Raw genomic sequence first — 23,217 nt, forward strand, 5'->3', positions numbered from 1 at the left:
CGAGGGGTTAGGGGGTGTGGGCAGCCTGCAGCAGCATCTCGCGGGCGTGGGCCATGGTGGTGTCGGAGATCTTCTCCCCGCCCAGCATGCGCGCAATTTCGCGCTCGCGCTGCGTGGCATCGGTGGGCGTGACCGAGCTGCTGGTGCCGCCCTTGTCGCGCTTCTTGGCGACCACGTAGTGGTGGTCGGCGCAAGCGGCCACCTGGGGCAGGTGGGTGACGGCCAGCACCTGGCGGTCGCGCCCCAGGGCGCGCATCAGCTTGCCCACGGTTTCGGCCACGGCGCCGCCGACGCCGGAATCCACCTCGTCAAAAATCAGCGTGCCGGCCTGGCCCAGCTGGCTGGTGGTGACGGCAATCGCCAGCGACAGGCGGGACAGTTCGCCGCCCGAGGCCACTTTGCCGATCGGCTTGGGCGTGGCGCCCGGGTGGCCGGCCACCAGGAACTGCACGCTGTCCACGCCGTGGGGGCTGGGCTCGGTCAGCTTGTCCAGCTGCACCTCGAATTTGCCACCCTGCATGCCCAGGCCCTGCATGGCCTGGGTGATGGCGCGCGACAGCTTGGGCGCGGCCTTGGCGCGCTGCTGCGACAGCTCGCGGGCGGCGGCCTGGTAGGCCTCGTGGGCGCGTTGCTCGGCCTGGCGCAGGCGGCCGATGTCGACCACCGCATCCAGCTGGCGCAGTTCGTCGCGCCAGGACTGCAGCAGGCCGGGCAGCTCCTCGGGGGTGCGCTTGTAGCGGCGCGCCAGCTGCATCCACAGCGACAGGCGCTCGTCCAGCTCGGCCAGCTTGTCGGGGTCCAGCTCGGTGCGGCGCAGATAGATCTGCAGCGAGTGCTGGGCATCGTTGATCTGTGCCAGGCTGGAGGCCAGCACATCGGCGATCGCCTGGAACTCGGGCTCCAGGTGCTCCTTGTCCTGCAGCATGTCCTGTGCACGCCCCAGTGGTCCGCTGATACCGGCCTCGTCATCTTCCAGCAGGAACAGTGCGCCCTGCGCCGTCTCCAGCAATGCCTGGGCATGGGACAGGCGCGTGTGCTGGGTGTTCAGCTCGTCCCATTCGTCGGCGCCGGGGCTGAGCTTGTCCAGCTCGCCGATCTGCCACTGCAGGCGCTCGCGCTCGCGCTGCACGGTGTCCTGGGCAGCGATCGCATGCTCCAGATCCTTGGCGGCGGCGCGCCAGACCATCCAGTGCTGGCGCAGGGCCTGGGTGCTGACGCAGGCGTAGGCATCCAGCAGCTCGCGCACCGCGTCGGCCCGCGTCAGGCTTTGCCAGGCATGCTGGCCATGGATGTCCAGCAGGGCCTCGCCCAGGCCGCGCAGCTGCGTGGCAGTGGCGGGCGCACCGTTGATCCAGGCGCGACTGCGGCCCTGGGTGTCGATCACGCGGCGCAGCAGCAGGCTGTCTTCTTGGGCAAAGCCGCCTTCCTCCAGCCACAGCTGCAGGTGGGCGGGGCAGTCGAATTCGGCGCTGATGTCGGCCTGGCTGGCGCCCTCACGCACCACGCCGGTGTCGGCGCGGCTGCCCAGCACCAGTTGCAAGGCGTCGATCAGGATCGATTTGCCGGCGCCGGTCTCGCCCGTCAGCACGGTGAATCCGGTGTGCAGATCCAGGTCGAGCTGCTGCACGATGACGAAGTCGCGCAGTGCAATCCGCTTGAGCGCCATGTTCAATAGCCCCCTTCGTTCCAGCCCAGCTTCTTGCGCAGCGTGGAAAAGTAGTTCCAGCCCACGGGGTGCAGAAAGTGCACGCTGTAGGCCGAGCGGCGCACGTAGATGCGGTCGCCGTGCAGCAGCGATGCCAGCGACTGCATGTCGAAATTCGCGCTGACATCGCGGCCGCCGACCACTTCCATCATCACTTCCGTCTGGTCGGACAGCACGATGGGGCGGTTGGACAGGGTGTGTGGCGCAATCGGCGCCATTAACCAGGCCGGGATGGATGGGTGCATCAGCGGACCGCCGACGGACAGGGTGTAGGCCGTGGAGCCGGTGGGCGTGGCGACGATCAGGCCGTCGGCGCGCTGGTTGGACAGAAAGCGCCCATCGACTTCCACGCGCAGTTCCACCATGCCCGAGGTGCCGCCGCGGTTGACCACCACGTCGTTCATGGCCAGGGCCTCGAACACGCACTGCTCGTTGCGCACCACGCGCGCGTGCATCAGCGGGCGGGCATCCTCCTCGTACTGGCCGTGCAGCATGGGCTGCAGCACATGCTGGTAGTCGTCCAGCGCAATGTCGGTGATGAAGCCCAGGCGCCCCTGGTTGATGCCGATCAGCGGGGTGCCGTACCGGGCCAGGTGGCGGCCGATACCCAGCATGGTGCCATCGCCGCCCACCACAATGCCCACGTCGCAATGCCGGCCCAGGCCATCCACATCCATGCTGGGCAGGCGCTGGTGCAGGCCGGTGTGCGCGGCGGTTTCCGCCTCCACGATGACTTCACAGCCCTGCGTCTGCAAAAAATCGGCAATGTCCTGCAAGACCTCACGGGACTGCGCCGTGGAAGCGTCGGAGGCGGTGGAGGCTTGGTATTTCCCAACCAAGGCAACGTGGCGAAACTTGGACGTCATAAAGGAAATTACATCATTAAAGTGATGTCATCCTTTTGAGTCTTTTCAGCATGCGTTCTTTGCATGCACTGTCTTTTTCGCTCTCTATCGCTGCGATAACTATCCACCTGTCTACGTCCTCACCCAGTCGTTCGGCTATTGATCCTGCGATTGCTGGGCTTAGGTGTCCTCTGCTTCGTGCGTTGTTAAGCGCATTTCTGGAGAGTTTTAACTCTCGGACCCATTCTGGGATTGGCTTTATCTGCTCTGCTTTTGCTAGCAATTCAAGCGTATTCATAGGACCTCCGTTGTAAAACTGTACTCAACATGAGGGCTTTTCTTGCTCTCATGTTGAGGTCATTGTAAGGTGTGGTCGTGTACTCAGTATGTGTACATATTTTTACCCCACTCATCGGAGTTCCAACTATGTCTACCCCTGTCTCTCAAGCCCACGCAAAGCCCCTCCCCTCCGTCATTCAAGTTGTCGTCCCTGGCGATGTGGTCGATAAGAAGTACGAAAACCGTGAATACAAGGCGCAGCAGCTTGAATGCGTCTGTCTCGATGATGCTGGCAACCCCCTGCAAGTCGGCATCATCCGTGTCCCCCAGCATCTTCTGGGACAAGTCGGCGCTGGTTATTTCCGTCCTGTCTACGGCATGCGCGTAGACAAGGATCGTGTGATTCAGCCCGTCCTGCTCGATCTGACCCCCTACAAGCCTGCACCTGCCTCCGGCGTCAAGGGGGCGTGATGTTTATTGAATCCTTGACCCCTGACCAGCTCGTGCAGTTTGCACAGTTGGTCATTTTTGCGGCTTTCCTCGGCGCTCTGGTCGGAGTCGTGGCGGTCCCATTGCTCGCACAGCTACTCGATCTGCTGTTGGGCGGTCTGGTAAAGGCCGTCCGTGGCCCTGGCGCTCGTGTGCGTGATTTGCGCATGAGTCGCCGTCTGCACCTCACTGCTGCGATGACTGCCCGCCGTGAGCTGCGCAAGCTGCGCCATGGCTGAACAAGTCATTCAGTGCGCACAAGCCTGCACGGTCACCGTGCAGCATGAATTCACGAATCCGCTGTTTTCCATCAGTACAGCAGATGCGGCGCAGATTGCATGGGCAATTGCTGCCGTTTGGGCGGTTGGCTTCGGTATTCGGATGCTGATCCGCACCATCAAAACTGGTGATTCTTCCAACGAAGGTGATTGATATGAACAAGTTCGCAATCCTGCGCTCTGCGCGTGTTCTGGCTCCCGTGGCTGCTGCCGTGGGTTCTGCTGTGGCTACTTCTGCCCATGCCGCTGCTGTTGACGTTGCCGATGTGGTGACTGACATCGGCGCTCAAGCTGGCCCCATCGGCCTGATCGGTGGCGCTGTGCTGCTGATCGTGGTTGCTGTTGCTGCTTTCCGCTGGGTGCGTTCCGCCCTGCGCTGATCTCTGTTTTGTCAGCGTGGCAAGGGCTTCGGCTCTTGCCTTTTTGAATGCCCATCGCCTGGTGGGTATTCAAAAGGGGGTCGTCATGGGTCTATTTCTTTTGATCGCTGTACTGGGCGCGCTATGGCTTATCTTCACCGCCTGACTGTTGTTTCCTGCTGTCTGTTTTTCTGCCTTTTTGCGACCCTGGCTTTGGCAGTTGTCCCTAAGTCTTACGAGTATCAAAAAGCTGAGGGCCCCTGGCGTTCTTCTCAGTCTGCCGCATGTGCTGATTATGGCGAGGGGTGGACCTGGCAAGATGCGCCTGGCCCACGTCAAGGTTGCACGTTTTTACGTGAGTGGGATCAGACTATTCTTTCCGGCAATGTTTATTCCCGGTTGACTTGCCCGTCTAACACTACAGAAAACGGTGCTGGTTGCTCATGCAATGAGGGCTATATTGAGCAGGGAAATCAGTGTGTGGTGAAGCCTGCTCCCGATCCTTGTGAGCTGCTCGCCGATATGTGCTCTGGCAGTCAGGGCATGTCTACAAACTTCTCTCTGCCTGGTCGAAAAACCGGCGTCTCGTTCACCTGCATGGCACCCGCTGCCATCGGTACAAACGACCCTCTGCCTGGTTGCACCAAGGGCTGTATGGCGCAGGTTGGTGGCTTCACTACGGCTTTTCAGGACAATTCCGGCTCCTGGGTTACGACCGGCTCCGCGAAGTATTCCGGGGCCACCTGTGACCCCAGCGTCATCAATGATTTGAACGCTGAATCTGATCCTGAGTACGTCCCCGAAGAGGCCCCTACTACGACCGATAAGGCTGACCCATCATGCCCCAACGGCTTTAAGGGCACCGTTAATGGCGTGTCTGTTTGCGTGCCTCCAAAGGCTTCCTCTGGCGTCACTGAAATGGAGTCCAAAGACAATGGCGATGGCACCAAAACGGATTCAAAGACCCAGGTCAAATGCGAGAACGGAAAGTGCGAAGTTACTAAGACGAGCACTACGACAAATACTCAGACTGGTTCTACGGTTAACTCTTCAAGCGTTACGACAACGGTAGACAAGTCCACCTATTGCAGCCAGAACAAGACCGCCGGAGCCTGCAAGGACGAAAAGGGCGAGAACGAGGACGGCAATGGCAGTTTCACGGGCAACTGTGATTCCGGCTTCCAATGCAAGGGTGATGCAATCACCTGTGCCATTGCTAAAAAGCAGCACGCGGATTATTGTGAGGCCCTTAAGTCTCCGGAGCATGCTGCTTACGTTGCCGCAAAGGCGATAACGGGCAAGGTCACCGACGATTTGCCGGGTAACCAGACCATCAACCTCATGGATCGGTTTTCCAGCGGTGATGACTTTATAGGGGCTGGTTCCTGCCCCCCTGATCGCTCAATTTCTCTGCTCTACGGCGAGTTGGTAATCCCGTATTCCCAGCTCTGCCCCTGGTTCTCCATCCTGGGCAACATCATGGTGGTCGTTTCCTGCATCGCTGGTGCCCGCATCATCGTTGGGAGGTACTCGTAATGGCTCTGCCTTTTGCCGGCGCTCTTGGTGGCGTCCTCATCGCTATTACCGGCTCTATCGTCGGTCGTGTTCTGGCTTCCCTGGGGCTGTCCTTGGTCACTTATGTGGGCATCAATCAGTCCATGAACTGGCTGCGGGATCGCATCATCGTGGCCTTGGCTGGCCTGCCCCCGGATGTGGTCCAGATACTCGGGCTGCTCAAGGTTGGCACCTGTTTGACCATACTCTTTAGCTGCATGTTTGCGTCCATGCTGCTTACGGGTATGAGTTCTGACACTTTCAAGAAGTGGATCGTCCAATGATCTATTTCACGACCGGCGCCAACGGTGCCTGCAAAACCTTGATGACCATCTGGGATGTTCGTCAGCAGCAGCTCAAAGAACCCCATCGGCCTGTTTTCTACAACGGGTTTGAGATGGTCCAAAAATACGCGGATGAATTCGGGTGGAAACCCTTTGATCCCCGCAAATGGCAAGACCTCCCTGATGGCTCCATCTGTATCATGGATGAGTGTCAGAACGAATTTCCCAAGCGCGGTGTGCGTGATGCCGTCCCTGATTACGTCAACGCGGTGGCTCAGTTCCGGCGCAAACGGGGTTTTGACTTCTGGATGATCGCTCCGCATCCCAGCTTGGTCGATGACTTCATTCGCAAGCTGATTGCCTCCCCCAGCTACCACCGGCATTTCAAGCGGATTTTCGGCGCTGAAATGTCCAACGAGCTGAAGTTTGACGCGGTTGATCTGAAGTGCGAGGAGCGCAACTCAGGCAAGCGCGCCCAGTGCACCACGCGCAATTTCCCCAAAGAGGCTTACGCCTGGTATCGCTCGGCCAGTCTCCATACCGGCAAGCGCCAGATCCCAAAGCAGCTCTACGTTTTTGGTGCCTGCTTGCTGTTGATCCCCGCGATGATCTGGGGTGCTTTCTCGATGGTGACAAGCAACGGGAAAGCAGCGCAGGACAACGCGTCGGCCTCGCCAATTGCTGACCCTGGTGCTTTAAAACGGCCCATGACCACTGCCGAATACGTGGATTCTCACAATCCGCGGATCGGCGGTTTTCCGCATACAGCGCCGCGGTATGACGACATCACCAAACCGGTCGTTGCACCCTACCCAGCGGCCTGCCTGGTGATGGCTGGTGAGTGCCGTTGCTACTCTCAGCAAGCCACCAGGCTGGTCGCGTCCAATGAGGTCTGCCGGGATATCGCCGAAAAGGGGTTCTTCGTGGATTGGCAGCAGCCCATGCCTGTATCCCCGCAACCTGAACGCATCGCGTCCCCTGTGTCCCCTGCGGCCCCTCCAGCATTGCGCACAGTCCCTGTGCCTGCCTCCCCGCCCCCCCTGGCTCAGCCTGTGCACTCTCAGGGCCTGTTGGCCACAAACGCGCAGGCGCGTTCTGAGGTCGGCGGTTATGGCCCCCGTATGGCTGAATCCGTTAGTGTCCTGGGGCGTTGACGTGCAGGCTCAATTCCAGAACCCCGGCGCGGATTTCGCGGCCAAAGGCACGCGCGCGTTTTTGCGCATCTTTCCACCACTGAGGCACTGGCTTTACCACTGGTGCGACTCGGAGCCCCACGGCTTTCACCACGGCCGCGATATGGGCGCGAAACGCACGGCCTCGGCGCGTGGTGGGGCGCTTCGTATTCCACACGGGTTTTCCCAAGCGCAAAGGCATCTGCAGAGCCATTGCTTCCGGAAATTTGTAGAAATTTGCTGCTATCGCCATGTGCCGCCCCTGCCTTTCTGGTGTACCGGGCCCCTAGATTCGGAGCCGGGTCGTTTACTGTCTGCTGCCCGTTTAACTGTCCTCTGCTTGCACCGTTCCCCTGAGTTCATCGCCGTGGGGCGGAAATGCCTCGGGCTTTTGGGATTGCAAGGGGGAAGCTTTGTAAAGCGAAGCTTTATGAATACCCCCTTGCAAAGGGCCGCAGGCCCGTTCCCACAAGCCCGTGGCATCGTCCCCGAAGAGGCGGTGAACTACTGGGGAACGGTGCAGAGGGCGTGGTGCTTGACGGGCAGCGGACGCCGCGCGGCGAGCGCATCCAGCGCCGTAGGCGCTCTGACTATGGGTATTCGGTTGTCCGCGATAGGGATTGCTAGTCGGCTGGGCCGATCAAGACTTGGGACAAGGCTTGACCCGCAGGGCCAAAGCCCGGTCGCCGCACCAGCGGCGAATCGCCCATCTCTCCCTGCTTGCGTTGCTGCTGCATGTCTGGCCAGGCGGTCTGCCTGCTGGCGACAAAGTGCGCGGTTTGATGGGTCTTGGGCTGCGCATGGCGCGCCCCCAAGCAGCCAGCGCAGCGCTGCAGGGGGCGCGCGCAGCGCGCCCTAGATTTATCCCTAAGACACTTTAAGTACAGCAAGGCATACAGCCGAAAAAAAGCCCCAGCGAAGGCTGCAACCTTCCCGGGGCGGTGACTTAACTAAGTGAGGTAGTCAAGTGATACGCATCATAGATGGAATCGCATACGAAAGTTTTTCGACCGAGCATTTCAAGGTCAAGGCGTATGACTGTGGCAACGGCCATTTGGAACTGACCGCATCTCGCATGCTTGGTTGGCGCGAAATGAACCTAGACCGCATCGCCATGGAAAACCTCCTGGAAACCATGCAAGCCCGCATGGATGACCCCGAAGAACAAGCCAAGCGTGCAGAGAACAATGCCAAGAGAGCCGCTACAAGGGCCAAGAAGCGCGTCAGGCAGCTTTGCAAGGCCATGGGAGTGGACACCATGCTCACCCTCACCTACAAGGCAAATCAGCAGGATTTGGCCCTCACCAAGCGGCATTTGCGGGAGTTCAATCGGCGCATCCTGCGCATCCTCCCTGACTTCGGTTTTGTCGCTGCATTCGAGCGTCAGCAGCGCGGCGCCTGGCATGTCCACATGGCAACCCGGCGCATCCCTGAATCCCTGGCTGATCGCAACAGGCAGAACGCAGCGCGATTCAAGTCCTATGAGGTCATCCGGCGTATCTGGCGCTCTGTGGTTGGTGACCTGGGCGGCAATATCGATGTGGCCCGGCGCAAGTTTCACTCCCGTAAATCTGCGGCGCAGATTGCTTCCTACATTGCCAAGTACATCGTCAAGGATTACGCGGAGGGCGAGAAGTGGTCGAACCGTTGGACGAAGTACGGCGAGGGCTCCGTGCCTGAACCTGAGGTCCTAGGCATCGTCAACGGCCCCCTAGAGGCCATCGAAGTGGCCTACGCCCTGATCCCCCCTGGCTGTCGTATTGCTGTGGGTCATTTGGATCGTTGGAGGGATTGGTTTGTGCTTCACACTGAGCCGGAACCAAATTCGTGATGAGGGAATGAATGGCTGTTTACGGTTATGCACGTGTCTCCACTCAGGATCAAAACACAGCGGCGCAGATCGCTGCATTTCGGCGTGCGGGTATCACAAAAATCGTCCAAGAAAAGAAGTCTGCAATCAAAGATCGTCCGGAGCTTGTGAAGCTGCTTTCATCCCTACAGCCTGGGGATGTCCTGGTCGTTTACAAGCTGGATCGTTTGGCTCGAAGCGTCTCGCATTTCACCCGCGTGTTCGAGGAGCTTCAACGCAAGCAAGTCGGTTTTAGATCTCTCACGGAATCTATCGAAACTGATAGTCCTCAAGGTCGCATGTTTCTTCACATGCTGAGTGCCTTTGCTGAATTTGAGAGGGAGTTGATTCGGGAACGTTGTCTTGCTGGCCAGCGTGCTGCGCGTGCTGCTGGAAAGACTTGGGGCCCGCCTAGGGCTCTTGACGATGCGGAAGTTGAGGCTGTTGTTTCTGCCTGGCGCAGTGATACGCAGAAACTCCTGGCTGAGATGCTGGGGGTTTCGGTTTCTTGTCTACGGGATCACATACATAGGCATGAATCACGCGGCCGCTGGTCTCCCCAGAAGAGGTTACAGAAGTAAAATCTGTGCATGCTCGATGAACGTGCCAAGTTGTTGTTGAAAGCGCTGGTCGAGCGCTACATTGCCGACGGCCAGCCGGTGGGGTCGCGCACTTTGTCGCGCGCCTCGGGCCTGGAATTGTCGCCCGCGACCATCCGCAACGTGATGTCCGACCTGGAGGAGCTGGGCCTGATCGCCAGCCCCCACACCTCGGCCGGACGCATTCCCACCGCCCGCGGCTATCGCCTGTTTGTGGACACCATGCTGACCGTGCAGCAAGGCAGCCTGGTGACGCCAGCCCTGGCGGCCGAGCAGCCCCAGAAGGTGATTGCGAATGCGGCGCAGCTGCTGTCCAACATGTCCCAGTTCGTGGGCGTGGTCATGGCACCGCGCAGCAGCTCGGTGTTCAAGCACCTGGAGTTTGTGAAGCTATCCGAACGGCGCGTGCTGGTCATCATCGTCTCGCCCCAGGGCGATGTGCAAAACCGTGTGATCTTCACGGATGCCGATTTCTCCTCGACCCAACTGCTGGAAGCCTCCAATTTCCTGAACGCGCATTACGCCGGCCTGGACATCGAGCAGGTGCGCGAGCGCATCAAGCAGGAGGTGGAACAACTGCGCGGTGAGGTCGCCCACCTGATGCAGGCCGCCGTGAACATCAGCGCCGAGGCCATGAGCCCCGGTCCCCAGGACCAGGTCATCATCTCCGGTGAGCGCAACCTGCTGTCCGTCAGCGACTTTTCCAGCGACATGGGCAATCTGCGCCGCGCCTTCGATCTGTTCGAGCAAAAGACCCAGCTGCTGCACCTGCTGGACTTCTCCAGCAAGGCCGAGGGGGTGCGCATCTACATCGGTGGCGAAAGCCAGGTCGTGCCGTTCGAGGATCTGTCGGTCGTGAGTGCCCCCTACGAGGTCGATGGGCAGGTGGTGGGCACCCTGGGGGTGATCGGCCCGACGCGCATGCCCTACGACAAGATGATCCAGATTGTGGACATCACTTCCAAGCTGGTCAGCAATGCGCTGAGCCACCATCGCTAGCCGTTACAATGCGCAGGCTTTGCGGGCCCTACCATGGGTTGGCAAGCCCGGTTGGGGCGTTAGCTCAGTTGGTTAGAGCAGGGGACTCATAATACTTCGTTCTAACCAGCGTAAAATGCTCTAAGCTGTTGTTTTAAAAGAGTTTTTTTGAAGGCGACAAGCTGGAAAAAAGGAAGTTTTCCACGTTTTTTCCACGCCGGACTTTTCTACGGGTTTATACGTAGGCGGAATTTAGGATTGTGGCAGCTAGCCGAAAATCGGGTAAGCTGTCAATATGTCGGGCATCGCGTTAAGCGGTGTCGACGGGCCTCTAGCTCATGCTTGGTTAGAGCAGCGGACTCATAATCCGTTGGTGCCGTGTTCGACTCACGGGAGGCCCACCACAACGCTTCCTTGCTCTCAATTTGGGAGCGTGGAGAAGAAAAGGCTGTCATCTTGAAATGAGATGGCGGCCTTTTTTTGCTTGTGATTTTGAGATGAAGCGTGTAACGCGAAACGCGTGGTGCATAGCGCGTAGCGTCGGCGAATTCAACTAGCGTCAAATAAGAGTAAAGCCCGGGTGCGATGAGCACTCGGGCTTTGTTCGTTCTTGATTAAGCATGTCGTAGCCCGTCGCGTCCGGGGCCGAAAGGCCTTGGGCGGGGCGGGCGGGCGGTGCGGGGGGCATATGCACCAGTCAAGTGGGGGCGGGGGCATGAAAAAGCCCCGCGGAGCGGGGCGGGGCTGGTTATTCGGCTTCGCGAGCGAGAGAGGCGACTGATACTCCGCGCAGCTCAGCTGCAATCTTGTCTGAGCGGTTCAGTGAAGCGTTAGCGAGATTGCGCAGTGTCTCGATGCGCAGACAGCAAGCAGCTCAGCGTGTGAAACGGAGGGGTGATTTGTCATCATTTGCATGCGTCCAAGAGTTTTTCGAGAGCGTCTGCACGTGTACGATGCTCAGTTATTGATAGCGCGAAAGCCTTTGCTACAAGCCCCGGTTGGGTGGGGTCCAGGTTTTTAAGGCGTTGCGGAGGCAGGGCAGGGCGGTGCTCGTCAGCGGCCGCGGGGCAGGGCTGCTGAATGAGCATTACATGACGTGTAGCTACTGAATCTGTAGCAGTAGATGCACAGCCAGCAAGAACGAATGTGCAAAACAGGCCGCTCGTTACTTGGTGCATGTTCATCAGAATTCCTCCCCAAACTTTGTGAGAAATTCGATAGCCCCCGGGCATGACGAGGGGGTAGGAGCGGACTCGATGTACACGAGCTTCTCTACTGTCTCTACGCGTACTTTTTCCACCTCATTGATAGCTATGTCAGTTGCAGCTTTCCGCGAAACACTCTCTTGCTCGAGCTTTCGTAGAGCAGCTAAGCTACTTTCGTACGCAGAAGTAACTTCCGCGATACGCGCTTCAGCAGTGGTTGCGCGGTGCTCCGCTTTCTCGATGCGGAGCTGGACACCGCGGACAACCAGCGCCCCGGCAGCTACGAGCAACAGGGGCAGGGCATACGCGCCCAGCCGTTTAAGAATCAGAGCCCACATCGGTCGCTCCTTTTTTGCTAGCGCGCTTTCCCCGTTTCTTCGTGCGTAGCGCGGCAATAGCGAATGAAACGACGCTAGTCAGTACAACCAGCTGCCACCCACCCACCGCGCCGGCGAGAAGGGGTAGGTAATCAGCAAACAGCTCAAAGCCAGCCAGCGCCACCGTAAACGCGGCGGCCGCCCAGGTCTCCCAGTGCGCCTTAACGTGTGCTACTCCCCTGCGTAGCGAGGTCAACGGGGCGGTAAATTTGGTCATTACCGCGTCTAGCTAAAGAAAAAGCCCCTCAAAGGGGGCTATGCACCAAGATTTCAGCCGGGGCTAATGCAGCGTTTTTGTTGGCGCCGGGCATCTCACGAGATAGAAGTCCGCTCCTCCATTAACCCCTCGTCTTAGCTCAAAATTCTCGGGCTTACACCGCACCGCCCAAACGTGCAATGTCCCATCAGGTTGCATCATTACTAGCACCAGTGCTTCATATTTCATAGCAAGATAGTGAGCTACCGAGAACGTATACCCGGGGCGTGCATACGCCCCCTTGATGTCAAAAGAGATGCCCCCTACGTCGACGTCAGGGCGCTCATCGACAGCGCCGCGCACGACAGCGGCGCTTTGGAGAGGTATGAGGTCTTCGACAGCTCCCTCGCAAATACGCCCCAGCTCACCAGCCACAGCTGTTCGTCGTCGGTGCGCAGCGCCTGCACCGTGCACCACAGGGCAAGCCCGGGGTGTGCCTGCAGTAGTTCGGGGGGGCGGCGGACGATGCCCATCGCCAGGGCGTCCTCGGGCACTTCGTCGTTGAGGGGCAGGTGGTTGAGCAGGTCCACCACATCGGCGGCATAACGCGCAATCGGTGGTCGGTTCTGTTTGCCCTTGATCTGCTCGATCTGCAGTGAGCCGTCGGCTTGCACATAGGCGTTGACAGTGATGCGCGGCTGGGCCGAGCCGGTGCGGTAGCTGAACAGCCGCATCCGGCCAGATTCAAGCCCTGTGGCGTAGTGCTCGCCATAGCCACCGCTGAAACCCTGGCGGTTGGCGAACTGGCCGACGCAGTGCCCCATCATCTGGCTCTCATAGGCCATTTCTTGGCGCAGCTGCGGACTGCGGGCATCGAACTCCACAAACGTGCCATGCTGGCCACGCAGCAGCCCTTGCACGGCGTGCTGGCTGTGCGCCACCCGGCCGCTGTTTTGCTTTTTCTCGAAGGCCAGGTGCTCCAGCGTCCAGCGTGCCAGTGCCTGCGGGCAATTGATGCGCTGCAGCTTGCTTTCCAGCGAGGTGCCTTTGCGGGTGGAGAGAAATTCCACCAGCCGCGTTTCCAGTGTGAGCACCGCCGCGCTGTCGGGCTGGATCCACCACAGCGCAGGCAGGGCTTCGCCGGCTTGCTGGCGTGCCAGCCGCTCCAATGCCCATTGCGCAGGCTCTTGCAGCCCTGCCAGCTCTTGCAACTTCGCCGTAGTCGTGGAGCAGGTCTCGGGCTTGTTCGAGCAGCGCGTAGAGGGCTTCGCCCTGAAGTGCGGCAGTGGGGTTCATGGTGTCCAAAGGGCAGTCTGTCGGCGTGGGGTCGGTGCCGGTGCACGGTCTGGGGTCGGTCTGGGTGGATGGTCCCGCTTTCCCTGGGTGTCGCTTGGTCGCGCGGCATCGCATGCCCTGCACTCTATCGGAGACGGGCCCTGCGCAGACCGAATCGCCCCGGATTGGTGGTCCACCGGGCATCGGAGGTCAGTGCGATGTGTGCGTGGGCTGGGGCCTGTGGGGCCAGGTGGTGCCCCTGGCGGCCGTGGTGCTTCCGGGGCGGCGCGCGGGCGCTGTGGAACTTCGGCGCTACCGTGTGCTCTGAAGCAGGGCGTGTGAACCTGATCCAAGGATATGACTATGCTGATTAAGACTGGTGCTTCGGGCTTTATCCACCCGCATGGCAGCGAAATCACCCCGGAAGGCGTGTACCTGCGCCGGCGCGAATTGCTGCAGTGGGCGGCCCTGGGCGGTATGACTGTGGCGTCGGGGAGCGCCTTTGCCAAGGCGGACACCCCGGACGCTCTGGCGCCCTTGCGTGCGCTGCCCTCCAATGTGCCGGGGGCGCTGGCCCTGGACAAGCAGACCCCGTTTACCGATGCCTCCAGCTACAACAACTTCTATGAGTTCGGCCTGGACAAGGGGGACCCGGTGCGCAACGCGCAGGTGCTGCCCACCCGGCCGTGGACGGTGCGTGTGGAAGGGCTGGTCCAGCAGCCCAAGACCTTCGACCTGGATGCGCTGCGCAAGCTCAGCGCCCTGGAGGAGCGCATCTACCGCCTGCGCTGCGTGGAAGGCTGGTCCATGGTGATTCCCTGGATCGGCTACTCGCTGTCCAAGCTGCTGGCCGAGGTGCAACCCCTGGGCAGCGCCAAGTATGTGGAGTTCGTCACGCTGGCCGATCCCAAGGTGATGCCAGGGCTGCGGCGCTCGGTGCTGGACTGGCCCTACACCGAGGGGCTGCGCATGGACGAGGCCATGCACCCGCTGACCCTGCTGACCCTGGGCATGTACGGCCACGAGCTGCCCAAGCAGAACGGGGCCCCGGTGCGCGTGGTGGTGCCCTGGAAGTACGGTTTCAAGAGCGCCAAAAGCATCGTCACCATCCGCCTGGTGGAGCGCGAGCCAGGCACCGCCTGGAACAAGGCGGCACGCAACGAATATGGCTTTTACTCCAACGTCAACCCGGATGTGCCGCATCCGCGCTGGAGCCAGGCCACCGAGCGGCGCATTGGCGAGGGCGGCCTGTTCGCCCCCAAGCGCAAGACCCAGCTGTTCAACGGCTATGAGGCCCAGGTGGGGCAGCTGTATGCGGGCATGGACCTGCGCAAGCACTTCTGACGGGGCGCGATGTCGTTGTCACTGAAAGGTCTGCAGCGCGTGGCGCTGCATCTGCTGTGCCTGGTGCCGGTGCTGTGGCTGTTCACTCTGGCGGCCACCGACGGTCTGGGGGCCAACCCGGCCGAGGCCCTACTGCGCGACCTGGGCCTGTGGGCCCTGCGTTTCGTGTGCCTGGCGCTGGCCGTCACGCCGCTGCGCGTGTGGCTGGGCTGGACCCGGCTGGCGGCTTACCGGCGCATGCTGGGGCTGTATGCCTTCTTCTACGGCAACTTGCACTGGCTGTGCTACCTGCTGCTGGATATGGGGCTGGACTGGGCGGCGGTGCTGGAGGACCTGGCCAAGCGGCCCTTCATCCTGGTGGGCACCCTCGCCTGGGGGATTTTGCTGGTGCTGGCCGTCACGTCCATTCCGCGGCTCATCCGGCGCATGGGGGGCAAACGCTGGCAGGCCCTGCACCGCGCGGTCTATGCGGCGGCGGCGCTGGCCGTGCTGCACTTCTGGTGGATGCGTGCCGGCAAGAACAACCTGGCCGAGGTGGGCATCTACCTGGCCATCGTGGCCGTGCTGCTGCTGGCGCGCGTGCTGCACCGCTACACCAAGGGGCGGCGCATCAGCCACCCCAGGCAGCCGGCGCGCTGACGCCTGGACCGGCCCAGGGGGGCGGTCGGGCGCGGCTGTTCAGGCCTGGATCAGGACTTCGCCGCGCAGGGTGTAGGCCATGGCCTCGGTGATCTTGACGTCGATCAGCTGCCCGATCAGGCGCTCCTGGCCGGGGAAGTTGACCACGCGGTTGCACTCGGTGCGGCCCATCAGCTCGCCGTTGCCGCGCTTGCTGAAGCCTTCGACCAGCAGCTTTTGCACGGTGCCCACGCGCTCCAGGCTGATGTCCTTGATGTTCTGGTTGATCACGGCCTGCAGCTCCTGCAGGCGGCGCAGCTTGACCTCGTGCGGGGTGTCGTCGTGCAGGTTGGCCGCGGGCGTGCCGGGGCGGGGGCTGAAGATGAAGCTGAACGAGTTGTCAAAGCGCACGTCGTGGATCAGCTTCATCATCTTCTGGAAGTCGTCCTCGGTCTCGCCAGGGAAGCCGACGATGAAGTCGCTGCTCATCGCTAGATCGGGGCGGATGGCGCGCAGCTTGCGCACCGTGCTCTTGTATTCCATAGTGGTATACCCGCGCTTCATGGCCATCAGGATCTTGTCGCTGCCGTGCTGCACGGGCAGGTGCAGGTGGCTGACCAGCTGGGGGATCTTGGCGTAGGCTTCGATCAGGCGCGGCGTGAACTCGTTGGGGTGGCTGGTGGTGTAGCGGATGCGCTCGATGCCGGGGATCTCGGCCACGTATTCCAGCAGCAGGGCAAAGTCGCAGATCTCGGCCGTATCGCCCATCTTGCCCTGGTAGGCATTCACGTTCTGGCCCAGCAGCGTGACTTCCTTCACACCCTGGTCGGCCAGACCGGCCACTTCCACCAGCACGTCCTCGAAGGGGCGGCTGACTTCCTCGCCGCGCGTATAGGGCACGACGCAGTAGCTGCAGTACTTGGAGCAGCCTTCCATGATGGACACAAAGGCGGAGGCGCCTTCCACGCGCGCGGGTGGCAGGTGGTCGAACTTTTCGATCTCGGGGAAGCTGATGTCCACCTGCGGCTTGGCCTTGGCGGCGCGGGCATTCAGCAGCTCGGGCAGGCGGTGCAGGGTCTGGGGGCCGAAGACCACGTCCACATAGGGCGCGCGCTTGATGATTTCGTCGCCTTCCTGGCTGGCCACGCAGCCGCCGACGCCGATGAGCACGCCCTTTTCCTTCAGGTGCTTGACGCGGCCCAGGTCGGAGAACACCTTCTCCTGCGCCTTCTCGCGCACCGAGCAGGTGTTGAACAGGATCAGGTCGGCCTCGTCCATGTTCTGCGTGGGCTCGTAACCCTGGGCGGCGCCCAGCACGTCGGCCATCTTGTCCGAGTCGTACTCGTTCATCTGGCAGCCGAAGGTTTTGATAAAGACTTTTTTGCTCATCGGGGTCGCAACACAGCCGTCGTGGTGGCAGCTGGTTTTCCAAGTAAAAACGGCCGCCCGGGCAAGCAGGGCGGGCGCAACAGGTCTAAAAAGGGTAGCGTTGAAACGCGGGCAGAGGCGGTCGCTGCGTCAGCGCTTGACCGAATAGTGGGCGAGTTCCTCGGGGGTGAGGATCCACGCCGTCAGCAGCCACTGGGTGCTGGCTTCCTTGACATAGGCCACCCGCAGCTCCTGGTTCAGCACGGTGTGGGCAAAGATCAGCTTGTTGTCGGCGCTGAACAGGCGAAAGCCCGGCGCGGTGCGGATGGGCTGGCCATTGATCTGCGCGTTGGGCACCTGGTCGATGCGCAGCACCCCCACCAGCGCGGTACTGGGGAAGGTGCGCAGGCCGGGGTGGGGCACCGGCTTGATGGTTTGTACGGCAGGCAAGGTGCTGGGGGCTTCTTGGGCCGCGCAGGTGGCAGCCACCGCCAGCAGGGGCGCGGCCATCCAGGAAGCAAGCGAGCAGCGGTTCATGGTGTTCATCCAGGGGCTGACAGACTGCGGCATTCTAAAGAAAACTCCACGCCAGCGAAGCGCGCTCAGATATGGCCGGGCGGGCCGCCGCGGTGGCGGCCGCGCGCATCAGGCCCGTGGCTCCTCCGGGCGGTCGGCGAAGCGCTTGGACAGCACGGCGCAGACCAGCAGCTGGATCTGGTGGAACAGCATGATGGGCAGCAGCAGCGTGCCCATGGCACCACCCACGAACAGCACCTGGGCCATGGGCACGCCCGTGGCCAGGCTCTTCTTGGAGCCACAGAACAGGATGGTGATGCGGTCGGGCAGGTCAAAGCCCAGGCGGTGGCCCAGCCACCAGGTCGTGCCCAGCACCAGGGCCAGCAGCACGCAGCAGGCCACGGCCAGCGCCAGGATCTGCTGCAGCGGCAGCTGCGACCACAGGCCTTCGACCACGGCGCTGCTGAAGGCCGTGTAGACCACCAGGTAGATCGAGGTCTGGTCCACATGCTTGAGCCAGGCCTTGTTGCGGTCCACCCAGGCCCCGATCCAGCGGCGCGCCAGCTGGCCCAGCACAAAGGGCAGCAGCAGCTGCAGCATGATCTTGAGCACGGCATCGCCGAACGGCAGGCTCTGGGCGCTCTGGCCTAGCATCAGCAGCACCAGCAGGGGCGTGATGAAGATGCCCATCAGGCTGGAGGTGGCGGCCGAGCAGATGGCGGCCGGGATGTTGCCGCGTGCGATCGAGGTGAAGGCGATGGACGACTGCACGGTCGAGGGCAGGGCGCTGAGGTAGAGCATGCCGCGGAACAGGTCCGGGCCCAGCAGGGGCAGCAGCACGGGCTTGAGTGCGTAGGTCAGCAGCGGGAACAGCAGGAAGGTGCAGGCGAACACCAGCGAATGCAGGCGCCAGTGGCCCATTCCCTTGACGATGGCCTGCAGCGACAGCTTGGCGCCGTGCAGGAAGAACAGCAGGGCGATCGCCAGGTTGGTCACCGTGGTGGCATAGCCGGCATAGACGCCGCGCACGGGCAGGACGCTGGCCAGCAGGAGCATGGCCAGCAGGATGAGCATGAAGTTGTCGGGCAGGAAACGGGGGCGTCGCATGGCAGGGGCGGGGCAAACATGTGGTTGGCCACCACCGGCAGCGGCCAACAGGGGATGGGAGCAGGGGCAAACCACGGCGGCTGGGCCGCGCTGGCCTGCACTCTAGTACGCTGGCGACTTTCCTGCTAACGACATCAGGCGCATGGATATCGCTGAAACGACAAAACGCCGGGATCTGGCCTCGCGCCCCGTGCCTGTGCTGGCGCGGCTGCCGCGGCCGGTGTATGCGCGTGCCGAGCAGATGCAGCGCAAGGCCGCCACCGTGGCCCACGCCCATGACTGGGTGCAGTTCTCGTATGCCAGCCGTGGTGTGCTGCAGGTGCAAACGCACCAGGGCCTGTTCATCGCGCCGCCGCAGTGGGCCATCCTGATCCCGCCGCAATGCGTGCACAGCGTGGTCAATGCGCCGCACACCGAGATCCGCAGCCTCTACATCGAGACCGGGGCCATGCCGGCCCTGGGCACGGACTGCGTGGTGCTGGAGGTCTCGGACCTGCTGCGCGAGATGATCCGCCACTTCGCCACCCTGCCGGTGGAGTACGCCCAGGAGGGCGCCGAGGGGCGGTTCGTGCAGGCCCTGCTGGACCAGATCCATGCCGCACCACCGGCCGCGCTGCGCCTGCCCTGGCCCGAGGACGAGCGCCTGCGCGCCTGGTGCCGCCACCTGCTGGACGTGCCCGAGGCGCCGCTGCAGCTGGGGGCCTGGAGCCAGGCCCTGGGCGTGTCCGAGCGCACCCTGGGCCGGCTGTTCCAGAAGCAGACGCAGATGAGCTTTCGCCAGTGGCGCCAGCGCGCGCGCCTGCTGGCCGCCCTGCCGCAGCTGCAGGACCAGCAGAGCGTGACCGAGGTGGCCCTGGCCTGCGGCTACGACTCGACCTCGGCCTTCATCGCCGCATTTCGCCAGCTGTTCGGGCGCACGCCTGGCCAGTTTCTGCGCGCCCGCGCTGCGGCCACCACGGTCCTTTGAGCGGCTATTTGCGCAGGGCGGCAACGGTGATCTGAGCGGTGCAGAAGCTTGGTGCACAGCCCGCTAGTGGAGACGTGCTCACGTGGTCATCGTCCAGATCGGCACGGTGGGCCGCAACTGCGGAACCGGTGCCATCGTGTGCTGGGGGGCCCAGTTTCCCCCGCGCGTGGCTGGCGCCGGCGATGGTCCGTGGCCCGTCTGCAGACTTGGCCGGGCGTGGCGTCGCTGGGCTGTTCGGCGCGGCTGCGGGCCGTGCTGCGGCCTTGGGGCTGGGGCTGCGCGGCGGCGTTCAGGCCGACTGCGCGCCGGGGGCGTAAAGCACGGCCTGGGGCGGGCGGCACATGCCCCAGAAGCGCAGGCCGGTCAGTTCGGCCATGCGCACGCCCATGGCCGTGGGGGCCGAGATGGTGGCCAGCGCGCCCACGCCCAGCTTGGCGCATTTGCGCACCAGTTCATGGCTGCCGCGGCTGGAGAGCACGACAAACCCGGGTTCGCTCAGGCGCCCGGTGCGGGCCAGTCGGCCTAGCAGCTTGTCGAGTGCGTTGTGGCGGCCCACGTCTTCCAGCACCTCGTGCACCTGGCCATCCAGCGTGGCCCAGCCCGCAGCGTGGATGGCGCCGGCCTGGGCGTTGAGCACCTGCCGGGGCGGCAGGTTGGCGATCGCCTGCAGCACGGTGGGCAGGTCCACCCGGGCGACCCAGTCGCGCGCCGGCAGGGCGTCGAACGACAGGTCCAGCGCGGCGAAGCTTTCCACGCCGCAGACGCCGCAGCCGGTGCGCCCGCTCATGCTGCGGCGGTGGTCCTTGAGGCGGGCGAAGCAGCGCGAGGCGATCTCCAGCTGCACTTCCATGCCGTCCATGCCGGCGGGCAGGCCGGCGGCGGCCGCGGCCACGGGCTGGACGTCCACGCCGTAGCAATCGGCGGCGCTGTCGATGATGCCTTCGCTGAGCGCAAAGCCGATGGCGAAATCCTCCAGGTCCAGCGGCGTGCCCATCATCACCGCGTGGGCGATGCCGTTGAAGACCAGGGCAATCGGCACTTCGTTGGCCAGCACCCGCTCTTGGGGCAGCACGCCACGTTCGGCATGGTGCAGCTGCACGGCCTGGGTGTGCAGCGCGGGGACGGCGGTGGGCGGGGTGGGGGCCAGCGTGCAGGCGGTGGCGGCAGGCAGTGTCATGCGGCGATTATCCCTGCCGTGGCGGAACCATCGCGGCCGCGTGGGTTGTCGCGTGCGGTTCATAAAAAAAGGAGCTGTCAGCGCTCGATCCACAAGGTTTTCAGCACGAAAGCATGCGGAAAACCAGGTGTATCCAGCGCCCACAGCTCCTTTTATCGAGGGCGGGGGGCTGCGCCGGCCTCAGCCCGGCGCGCCCAGCAGCGGCAGCATCAGTGGGTTGATGCCGCTGCGCGCCAGGTCCTGGGCTTCCATCTCGGCGTCCAGGGCCAGGCTGGCCAGGTCGTCGGCCACCAGCTCCAGCTGGTGGTCGGCCTGCTGGTAGAAGGCCTTGAGGTAGGTCTGGCAGTCGGTGCAGCCCTCGGCCTTGATGGGCGCGTGCTCGTCTTCCAGGCACCAGTAGTCCAGCGCCTGCGTGCTGTCGCAGTTGGTGCAGGTGCTGCGCACCACGTGCCACTGGCATTCGCACAGGCTGCACTGCAGGTAGCGCAGGCCGGCCTGCGCACCGCCTTGCACCAGGCTGCCGGTGGGCACATGGCCGCAGACCGGGCACAGGTGGCGCGGTGCGCCCAGCGTGGCCTGGCCGGTGGCGGGCAAGTGGCTGGCCAGCTGGCGCCAGTACAGCGACAGGGCCGCCCACAGCAACTGGGCCACGCCGGCCTCGGGCAGGGCGTGGGCCTCGGTCACGGCGTCGCTGCGCAGCGCGCGCAGCAGGGCCTCGGCCCAGGCGTCGCGCTGTGCGGCATCGGCCTGCTGGATGGCGGCGGTCTGCATGCGCGGCTGCTGGGCCATGCGGTGCAGCAATCCATCGAGCAGGGCCTGCCAGTGCGCCGAGCGTGGCCAGGTGGCGGAATGCAGCGGCGTTTGCGGATGCTGCTGCAGGACCGTGGTCAGGCGGTCGGCCTCCTCGGCGGGCAGGGGCAGGGCCTCGGCCGTGGCCTGCTGGGCGTGGGCCAGGTCGGCCGCCCACAGCAGGTAGTCGGCCATGGCATGGCCCTGGGCCAGGTGCTGCAGGCGGCTGGCGCGCCGCGCATAGGGCAGCTGGGCGGCGGGCAGTTGCACGGGTTCGACGGGCCCCACGCCCGGCGAGCGCTCGGACTCCGGAACGATCTGGATGCTCATCGCGTGCGGCCCCCCCTTGGCCTTGGCTGGTGCCGTGGGCGGGCTGCTGATCTCGGCGTGCCAGCGGTCATGGTGGGTGCGGGCCCAGGCATGGCTGACGTAGCCGGTGACCATGCCGCGGATCGAGCCTTTGACCCACAGTGCCAGGTAGATGTGGCCAATGATCAGCAAGATCAGGCTAATGCCTGCCAAGGAATGCACCAGCAAGGCAAGGCGCAGCGCCGGGATGGGAAACAGGTGCGCAAAGTACGCGCGCCAGATCATCAAGCCCGAGACCAACAGCACGCAGATCAAGGCCATCGTGCCCCAGAACAGGAACTTCTGCCCCGCGTTGTACTTGCCAATGCGCAGCTTTTTGCTGTGGTCACCGGCCAGCACGGACTGGATGTTGTCCGCCCAGATTTTGTCTTCCTTGACGAAGAGGTTGTATTTCACAAACCGCACGAACAAGTAGACCAGGGCCACAAACACCACGATGCCCAAGATGGGATGCAGCAGGCGCGCCAGCTGCGGCGTACCGAGCACGCCGTTGAGCCAGTTCAGGCTGGGGAACACCCAGGAAATGCCCGACAGCGCCACCAGAAAGAAGCACACCACCATGGCCCAGTGGCACAGGCGATCGGGCAGGGGGGTGCGCAAAATCATGCGGTCTTTTTTCATGCCTTCTCTCCTTCGCTGGTCTTGGTTTCCTCGTCCTCATCGACCTCGTTGGGGCCGGTGGTGATGTAGTGGGCGGCCGCGCCCGCCAGCGCGGTGACAAAGCCCAGCGCCGCCAGCGGCTTGAACCAGCCCTTCCAGCCCTGGACCACGCTGCTGATCCGGGGATCCTTGGGCAGGTTGTGGTAGAGCTGCGGCTGGTCGGCGTGGTGCAACACGTACATCACGTGGGTGCCGCCCACGCCCTGCGGGTTGTAGACGCCGGCCTGGTCGAAGCCGCGGGTCTGCATCTCGGCCACACGGCCTTCGGCCTTGACCAGCATGTCGTCTTTGGTGCCGAAGGCGATGGCGCCCGTGGGGCAGGTCTTGACGCAGGCCGGCTCCTGGCCCACGGCCACGCGGTCGGAACACAGCGTGCACTTGTAGGCCTTGTTGTCCTTCTCGCTGATGCGCGGGATGTTGAACGGGCAGCCGGCCACGCAGTAGCCGCAGCCAATGCACTGCTCGGACTGGAAGTCCACGATGCCATTCGCGTACTGCACGATGGCGCCGGGCTGGGGGCAGGCCTTGAGGCAGCCGGGGTCCTCGCAGTGCATGCAGCCGTCCTTGCGGATCAGCCATTCCAGCTTGCCCTGTTCGTTGACGTGCTCGTCAAAGCGCATCAGCGTCCAGCTCTGCGGCGAGAGGTCGCGCGGGTTGTCGTAGACGCCGAAGTTCTCGCCCACGTCGTCGCGCAGGTCGTTCCATTCGCTGCAGGCCACCTGGCAGGCCTTGCAGCCAATGCAGATGCTCACATCGATGAGTTTGGCCACGTCCGCCTTGTGGTCGCGGACGTGGGCGGCGGGCGTGAGGTCGTTGGTCGCCGAGCGCCGCACGATATCTTGGGTTTGCATGCTCATG

22 protein-coding genes, 1 tRNA gene and 1 pseudogene are annotated in these 23,217 nt (G+C 63.0%); 15 read left to right on the plus strand and 9 right to left on the minus strand.

Annotated features, from left to right (window positions below; all coding sequences use genetic code 11):
* Nucleotides 1-7: 7 nt before the first annotated feature.
* Nucleotides 8-1,666 carry a DNA repair protein RecN gene (recN, locus tag KAQ61_RS01030; protein WP_210930211.1) on the minus strand — a complete coding sequence of 553 codons (1,659 nt, stop codon included), beginning with the start codon at nt 1,664-1,666 and terminating at the stop codon, nt 8-10.
* Nucleotides 1,667-1,668: 2 nt separating this feature from the next.
* Entirely contained in the window at nt 1,669-2,571 is a 903-nt protein-coding gene (locus tag KAQ61_RS01035; RefSeq protein ID WP_042416851.1) for an NAD kinase, read from the minus strand.
* A gap of 405 nt (nt 2,572-2,976) precedes the next feature.
* Between KAQ61_RS01035 and KAQ61_RS01040 the strand changes: the two genes are divergently transcribed.
* From KAQ61_RS01040 to KAQ61_RS01090, 11 genes are all read left to right on the plus strand, one after another.
* Complete coding sequence (locus tag KAQ61_RS01040) at nt 2,977-3,300, plus strand: hypothetical protein (protein ID WP_210930212.1); 324 nt, start codon at nt 2,977-2,979, stop codon at nt 3,298-3,300.
* The gene (locus tag KAQ61_RS01045) at nt 3,300-3,557 is read left to right on the plus strand and encodes a hypothetical protein (RefSeq protein ID WP_210930213.1); all 258 of its coding nucleotides are present in this window, start codon (nt 3,300-3,302) and stop codon (nt 3,555-3,557) included. Before KAQ61_RS01040 ends, KAQ61_RS01045 begins: the two co-directional genes overlap by 1 nt.
* A complete protein-coding gene (locus tag KAQ61_RS01050; RefSeq protein ID WP_210930214.1) occupies nt 3,550-3,750 on the plus strand; it encodes a hypothetical protein in 201 nt (66 codons plus the stop codon). Before KAQ61_RS01045 ends, KAQ61_RS01050 begins: the two co-directional genes overlap by 8 nt.
* Nucleotide 3,751: 1 nt before the next feature.
* Entirely contained in the window at nt 3,752-3,976 is a 225-nt protein-coding gene (locus KAQ61_RS01055) for a major capsid protein (protein ID WP_210930215.1), read from the plus strand.
* A 123-nt stretch (nt 3,977-4,099) separates the two neighbouring features.
* Nucleotides 4,100-5,491, plus strand: coding sequence for a virulence factor TspB C-terminal domain-related protein (locus KAQ61_RS01060; RefSeq protein WP_210930216.1), 1,392 nt, complete (start codon nt 4,100-4,102; stop codon nt 5,489-5,491).
* Entirely contained in the window at nt 5,491-5,793 is a 303-nt protein-coding gene (locus tag KAQ61_RS01065; protein ID WP_210930217.1) for a DUF2523 domain-containing protein, read from the plus strand. Before KAQ61_RS01060 ends, KAQ61_RS01065 begins: the two co-directional genes overlap by 1 nt.
* Complete coding sequence (locus tag KAQ61_RS01070; protein ID WP_210930218.1) at nt 5,790-6,947, plus strand: zonular occludens toxin domain-containing protein; 1,158 nt, start codon at nt 5,790-5,792, stop codon at nt 6,945-6,947. Before KAQ61_RS01065 ends, KAQ61_RS01070 begins: the two co-directional genes overlap by 4 nt.
* A gap of 985 nt (nt 6,948-7,932) precedes the next feature.
* Nucleotides 7,933-8,796, plus strand: coding sequence for a rolling circle replication-associated protein (locus tag KAQ61_RS01075; protein WP_210930219.1), 864 nt, complete (start codon nt 7,933-7,935; stop codon nt 8,794-8,796).
* Nucleotides 8,797-8,807: 11 nt separating this feature from the next.
* Nucleotides 8,808-9,395, plus strand: coding sequence for a recombinase family protein (locus tag KAQ61_RS01080; RefSeq protein WP_210930220.1), 588 nt, complete (start codon nt 8,808-8,810; stop codon nt 9,393-9,395).
* 9 nt (nt 9,396-9,404) lie between these two features.
* On the plus strand, nt 9,405-10,412 hold the full coding sequence (gene hrcA, locus KAQ61_RS01085) for a heat-inducible transcriptional repressor HrcA (RefSeq protein ID WP_210930221.1): 1,008 nt from the start codon (nt 9,405-9,407) through the stop codon (nt 10,410-10,412).
* Between the two features lie 304 nt (nt 10,413-10,716).
* A tRNA-Ile gene (locus KAQ61_RS01090) sits at nt 10,717-10,795 on the plus strand.
* A 1,697-nt stretch (nt 10,796-12,492) separates the two neighbouring features.
* Here the strand turns inward: KAQ61_RS01090 and KAQ61_RS01095 are convergent.
* Nucleotides 12,493-13,383 (minus strand): annotated as a pseudogene (locus KAQ61_RS01095) (hypothetical protein); the annotation flags it as partial.
* A 194-nt stretch (nt 13,384-13,577) separates the two neighbouring features.
* On the opposite strand from KAQ61_RS01095, the gene KAQ61_RS01100 reads away from it, so the two are divergent.
* Genes KAQ61_RS01100 through KAQ61_RS01110 form a run of 3 tightly spaced genes read left to right on the plus strand, consistent with a single transcriptional unit; the run spans nt 13,578 to nt 15,427 of the window.
* Nucleotides 13,578-13,772 carry a hypothetical protein gene (locus KAQ61_RS01100; RefSeq protein WP_210930222.1) on the plus strand — a complete coding sequence of 65 codons (195 nt, stop codon included), beginning with the start codon at nt 13,578-13,580 and terminating at the stop codon, nt 13,770-13,772.
* A gap of 35 nt (nt 13,773-13,807) precedes the next feature.
* Entirely contained in the window at nt 13,808-14,788 is a 981-nt protein-coding gene (msrP, locus tag KAQ61_RS01105; protein ID WP_210930223.1) for a protein-methionine-sulfoxide reductase catalytic subunit MsrP, read from the plus strand.
* Between the two features lie 9 nt (nt 14,789-14,797).
* Nucleotides 14,798-15,427 carry a protein-methionine-sulfoxide reductase heme-binding subunit MsrQ gene (locus KAQ61_RS01110; protein WP_210930224.1) on the plus strand — a complete coding sequence of 210 codons (630 nt, stop codon included), beginning with the start codon at nt 14,798-14,800 and terminating at the stop codon, nt 15,425-15,427.
* A gap of 39 nt (nt 15,428-15,466) precedes the next feature.
* Here KAQ61_RS01110 and miaB read toward each other — a convergent pair whose 3' ends face one another.
* From miaB to KAQ61_RS01125, 3 genes are all read right to left on the minus strand, one after another.
* Complete coding sequence (miaB, locus tag KAQ61_RS01115; protein ID WP_210930225.1) at nt 15,467-16,795, minus strand: tRNA (N6-isopentenyl adenosine(37)-C2)-methylthiotransferase MiaB; 1,329 nt, start codon at nt 16,793-16,795, stop codon at nt 15,467-15,469.
* 129 nt (nt 16,796-16,924) lie between these two features.
* Nucleotides 16,925-17,311: a hypothetical protein gene (locus KAQ61_RS01120; protein ID WP_042411776.1), complete on the minus strand. Its 387-nt coding sequence runs from the start codon at nt 17,309-17,311 to the stop codon at nt 16,925-16,927.
* 108 nt (nt 17,312-17,419) lie between these two features.
* Nucleotides 17,420-18,397: a bile acid:sodium symporter family protein gene (locus KAQ61_RS01125; RefSeq protein ID WP_210930226.1), complete on the minus strand. Its 978-nt coding sequence runs from the start codon at nt 18,395-18,397 to the stop codon at nt 17,420-17,422.
* Between the two features lie 142 nt (nt 18,398-18,539).
* Here KAQ61_RS01125 and KAQ61_RS01130 point away from each other — a divergent pair, with 142 nt between their 5' ends.
* On the plus strand, nt 18,540-19,364 hold the full coding sequence (locus tag KAQ61_RS01130; RefSeq protein WP_210930227.1) for an AraC family transcriptional regulator: 825 nt from the start codon (nt 18,540-18,542) through the stop codon (nt 19,362-19,364).
* Between the two features lie 289 nt (nt 19,365-19,653).
* On the opposite strand, the gene fdhD is transcribed toward KAQ61_RS01130, so the two are convergent.
* The 3 genes from fdhD to fdxH form a co-directional block, all read right to left on the minus strand.
* Nucleotides 19,654-20,541, minus strand: coding sequence for a formate dehydrogenase accessory sulfurtransferase FdhD (gene fdhD, locus KAQ61_RS01135; RefSeq protein WP_210930228.1), 888 nt, complete (start codon nt 20,539-20,541; stop codon nt 19,654-19,656).
* 180 nt (nt 20,542-20,721) lie between these two features.
* Nucleotides 20,722-22,320 carry a formate dehydrogenase accessory protein FdhE gene (fdhE, locus tag KAQ61_RS19010; protein WP_210930229.1) on the minus strand — a complete coding sequence of 533 codons (1,599 nt, stop codon included), beginning with the start codon at nt 22,318-22,320 and terminating at the stop codon, nt 20,722-20,724.
* Nucleotides 22,317-23,216, minus strand: a complete 900-nt coding sequence (gene fdxH / locus KAQ61_RS01145) for a formate dehydrogenase subunit beta (RefSeq protein ID WP_042411732.1) — start codon at nt 23,214-23,216, stop codon at nt 22,317-22,319. The genes fdhE and fdxH overlap by 4 nt, the downstream gene beginning before the upstream one ends.
* Nucleotide 23,217 lies beyond the last annotated feature (1 nt).

The organism is Comamonas aquatica, from assembly GCF_018064205.1.
In the GTDB taxonomy this organism is placed as follows: Bacteria; Pseudomonadota; Gammaproteobacteria; order Burkholderiales; family Burkholderiaceae_C; genus Comamonas; species Comamonas aquatica.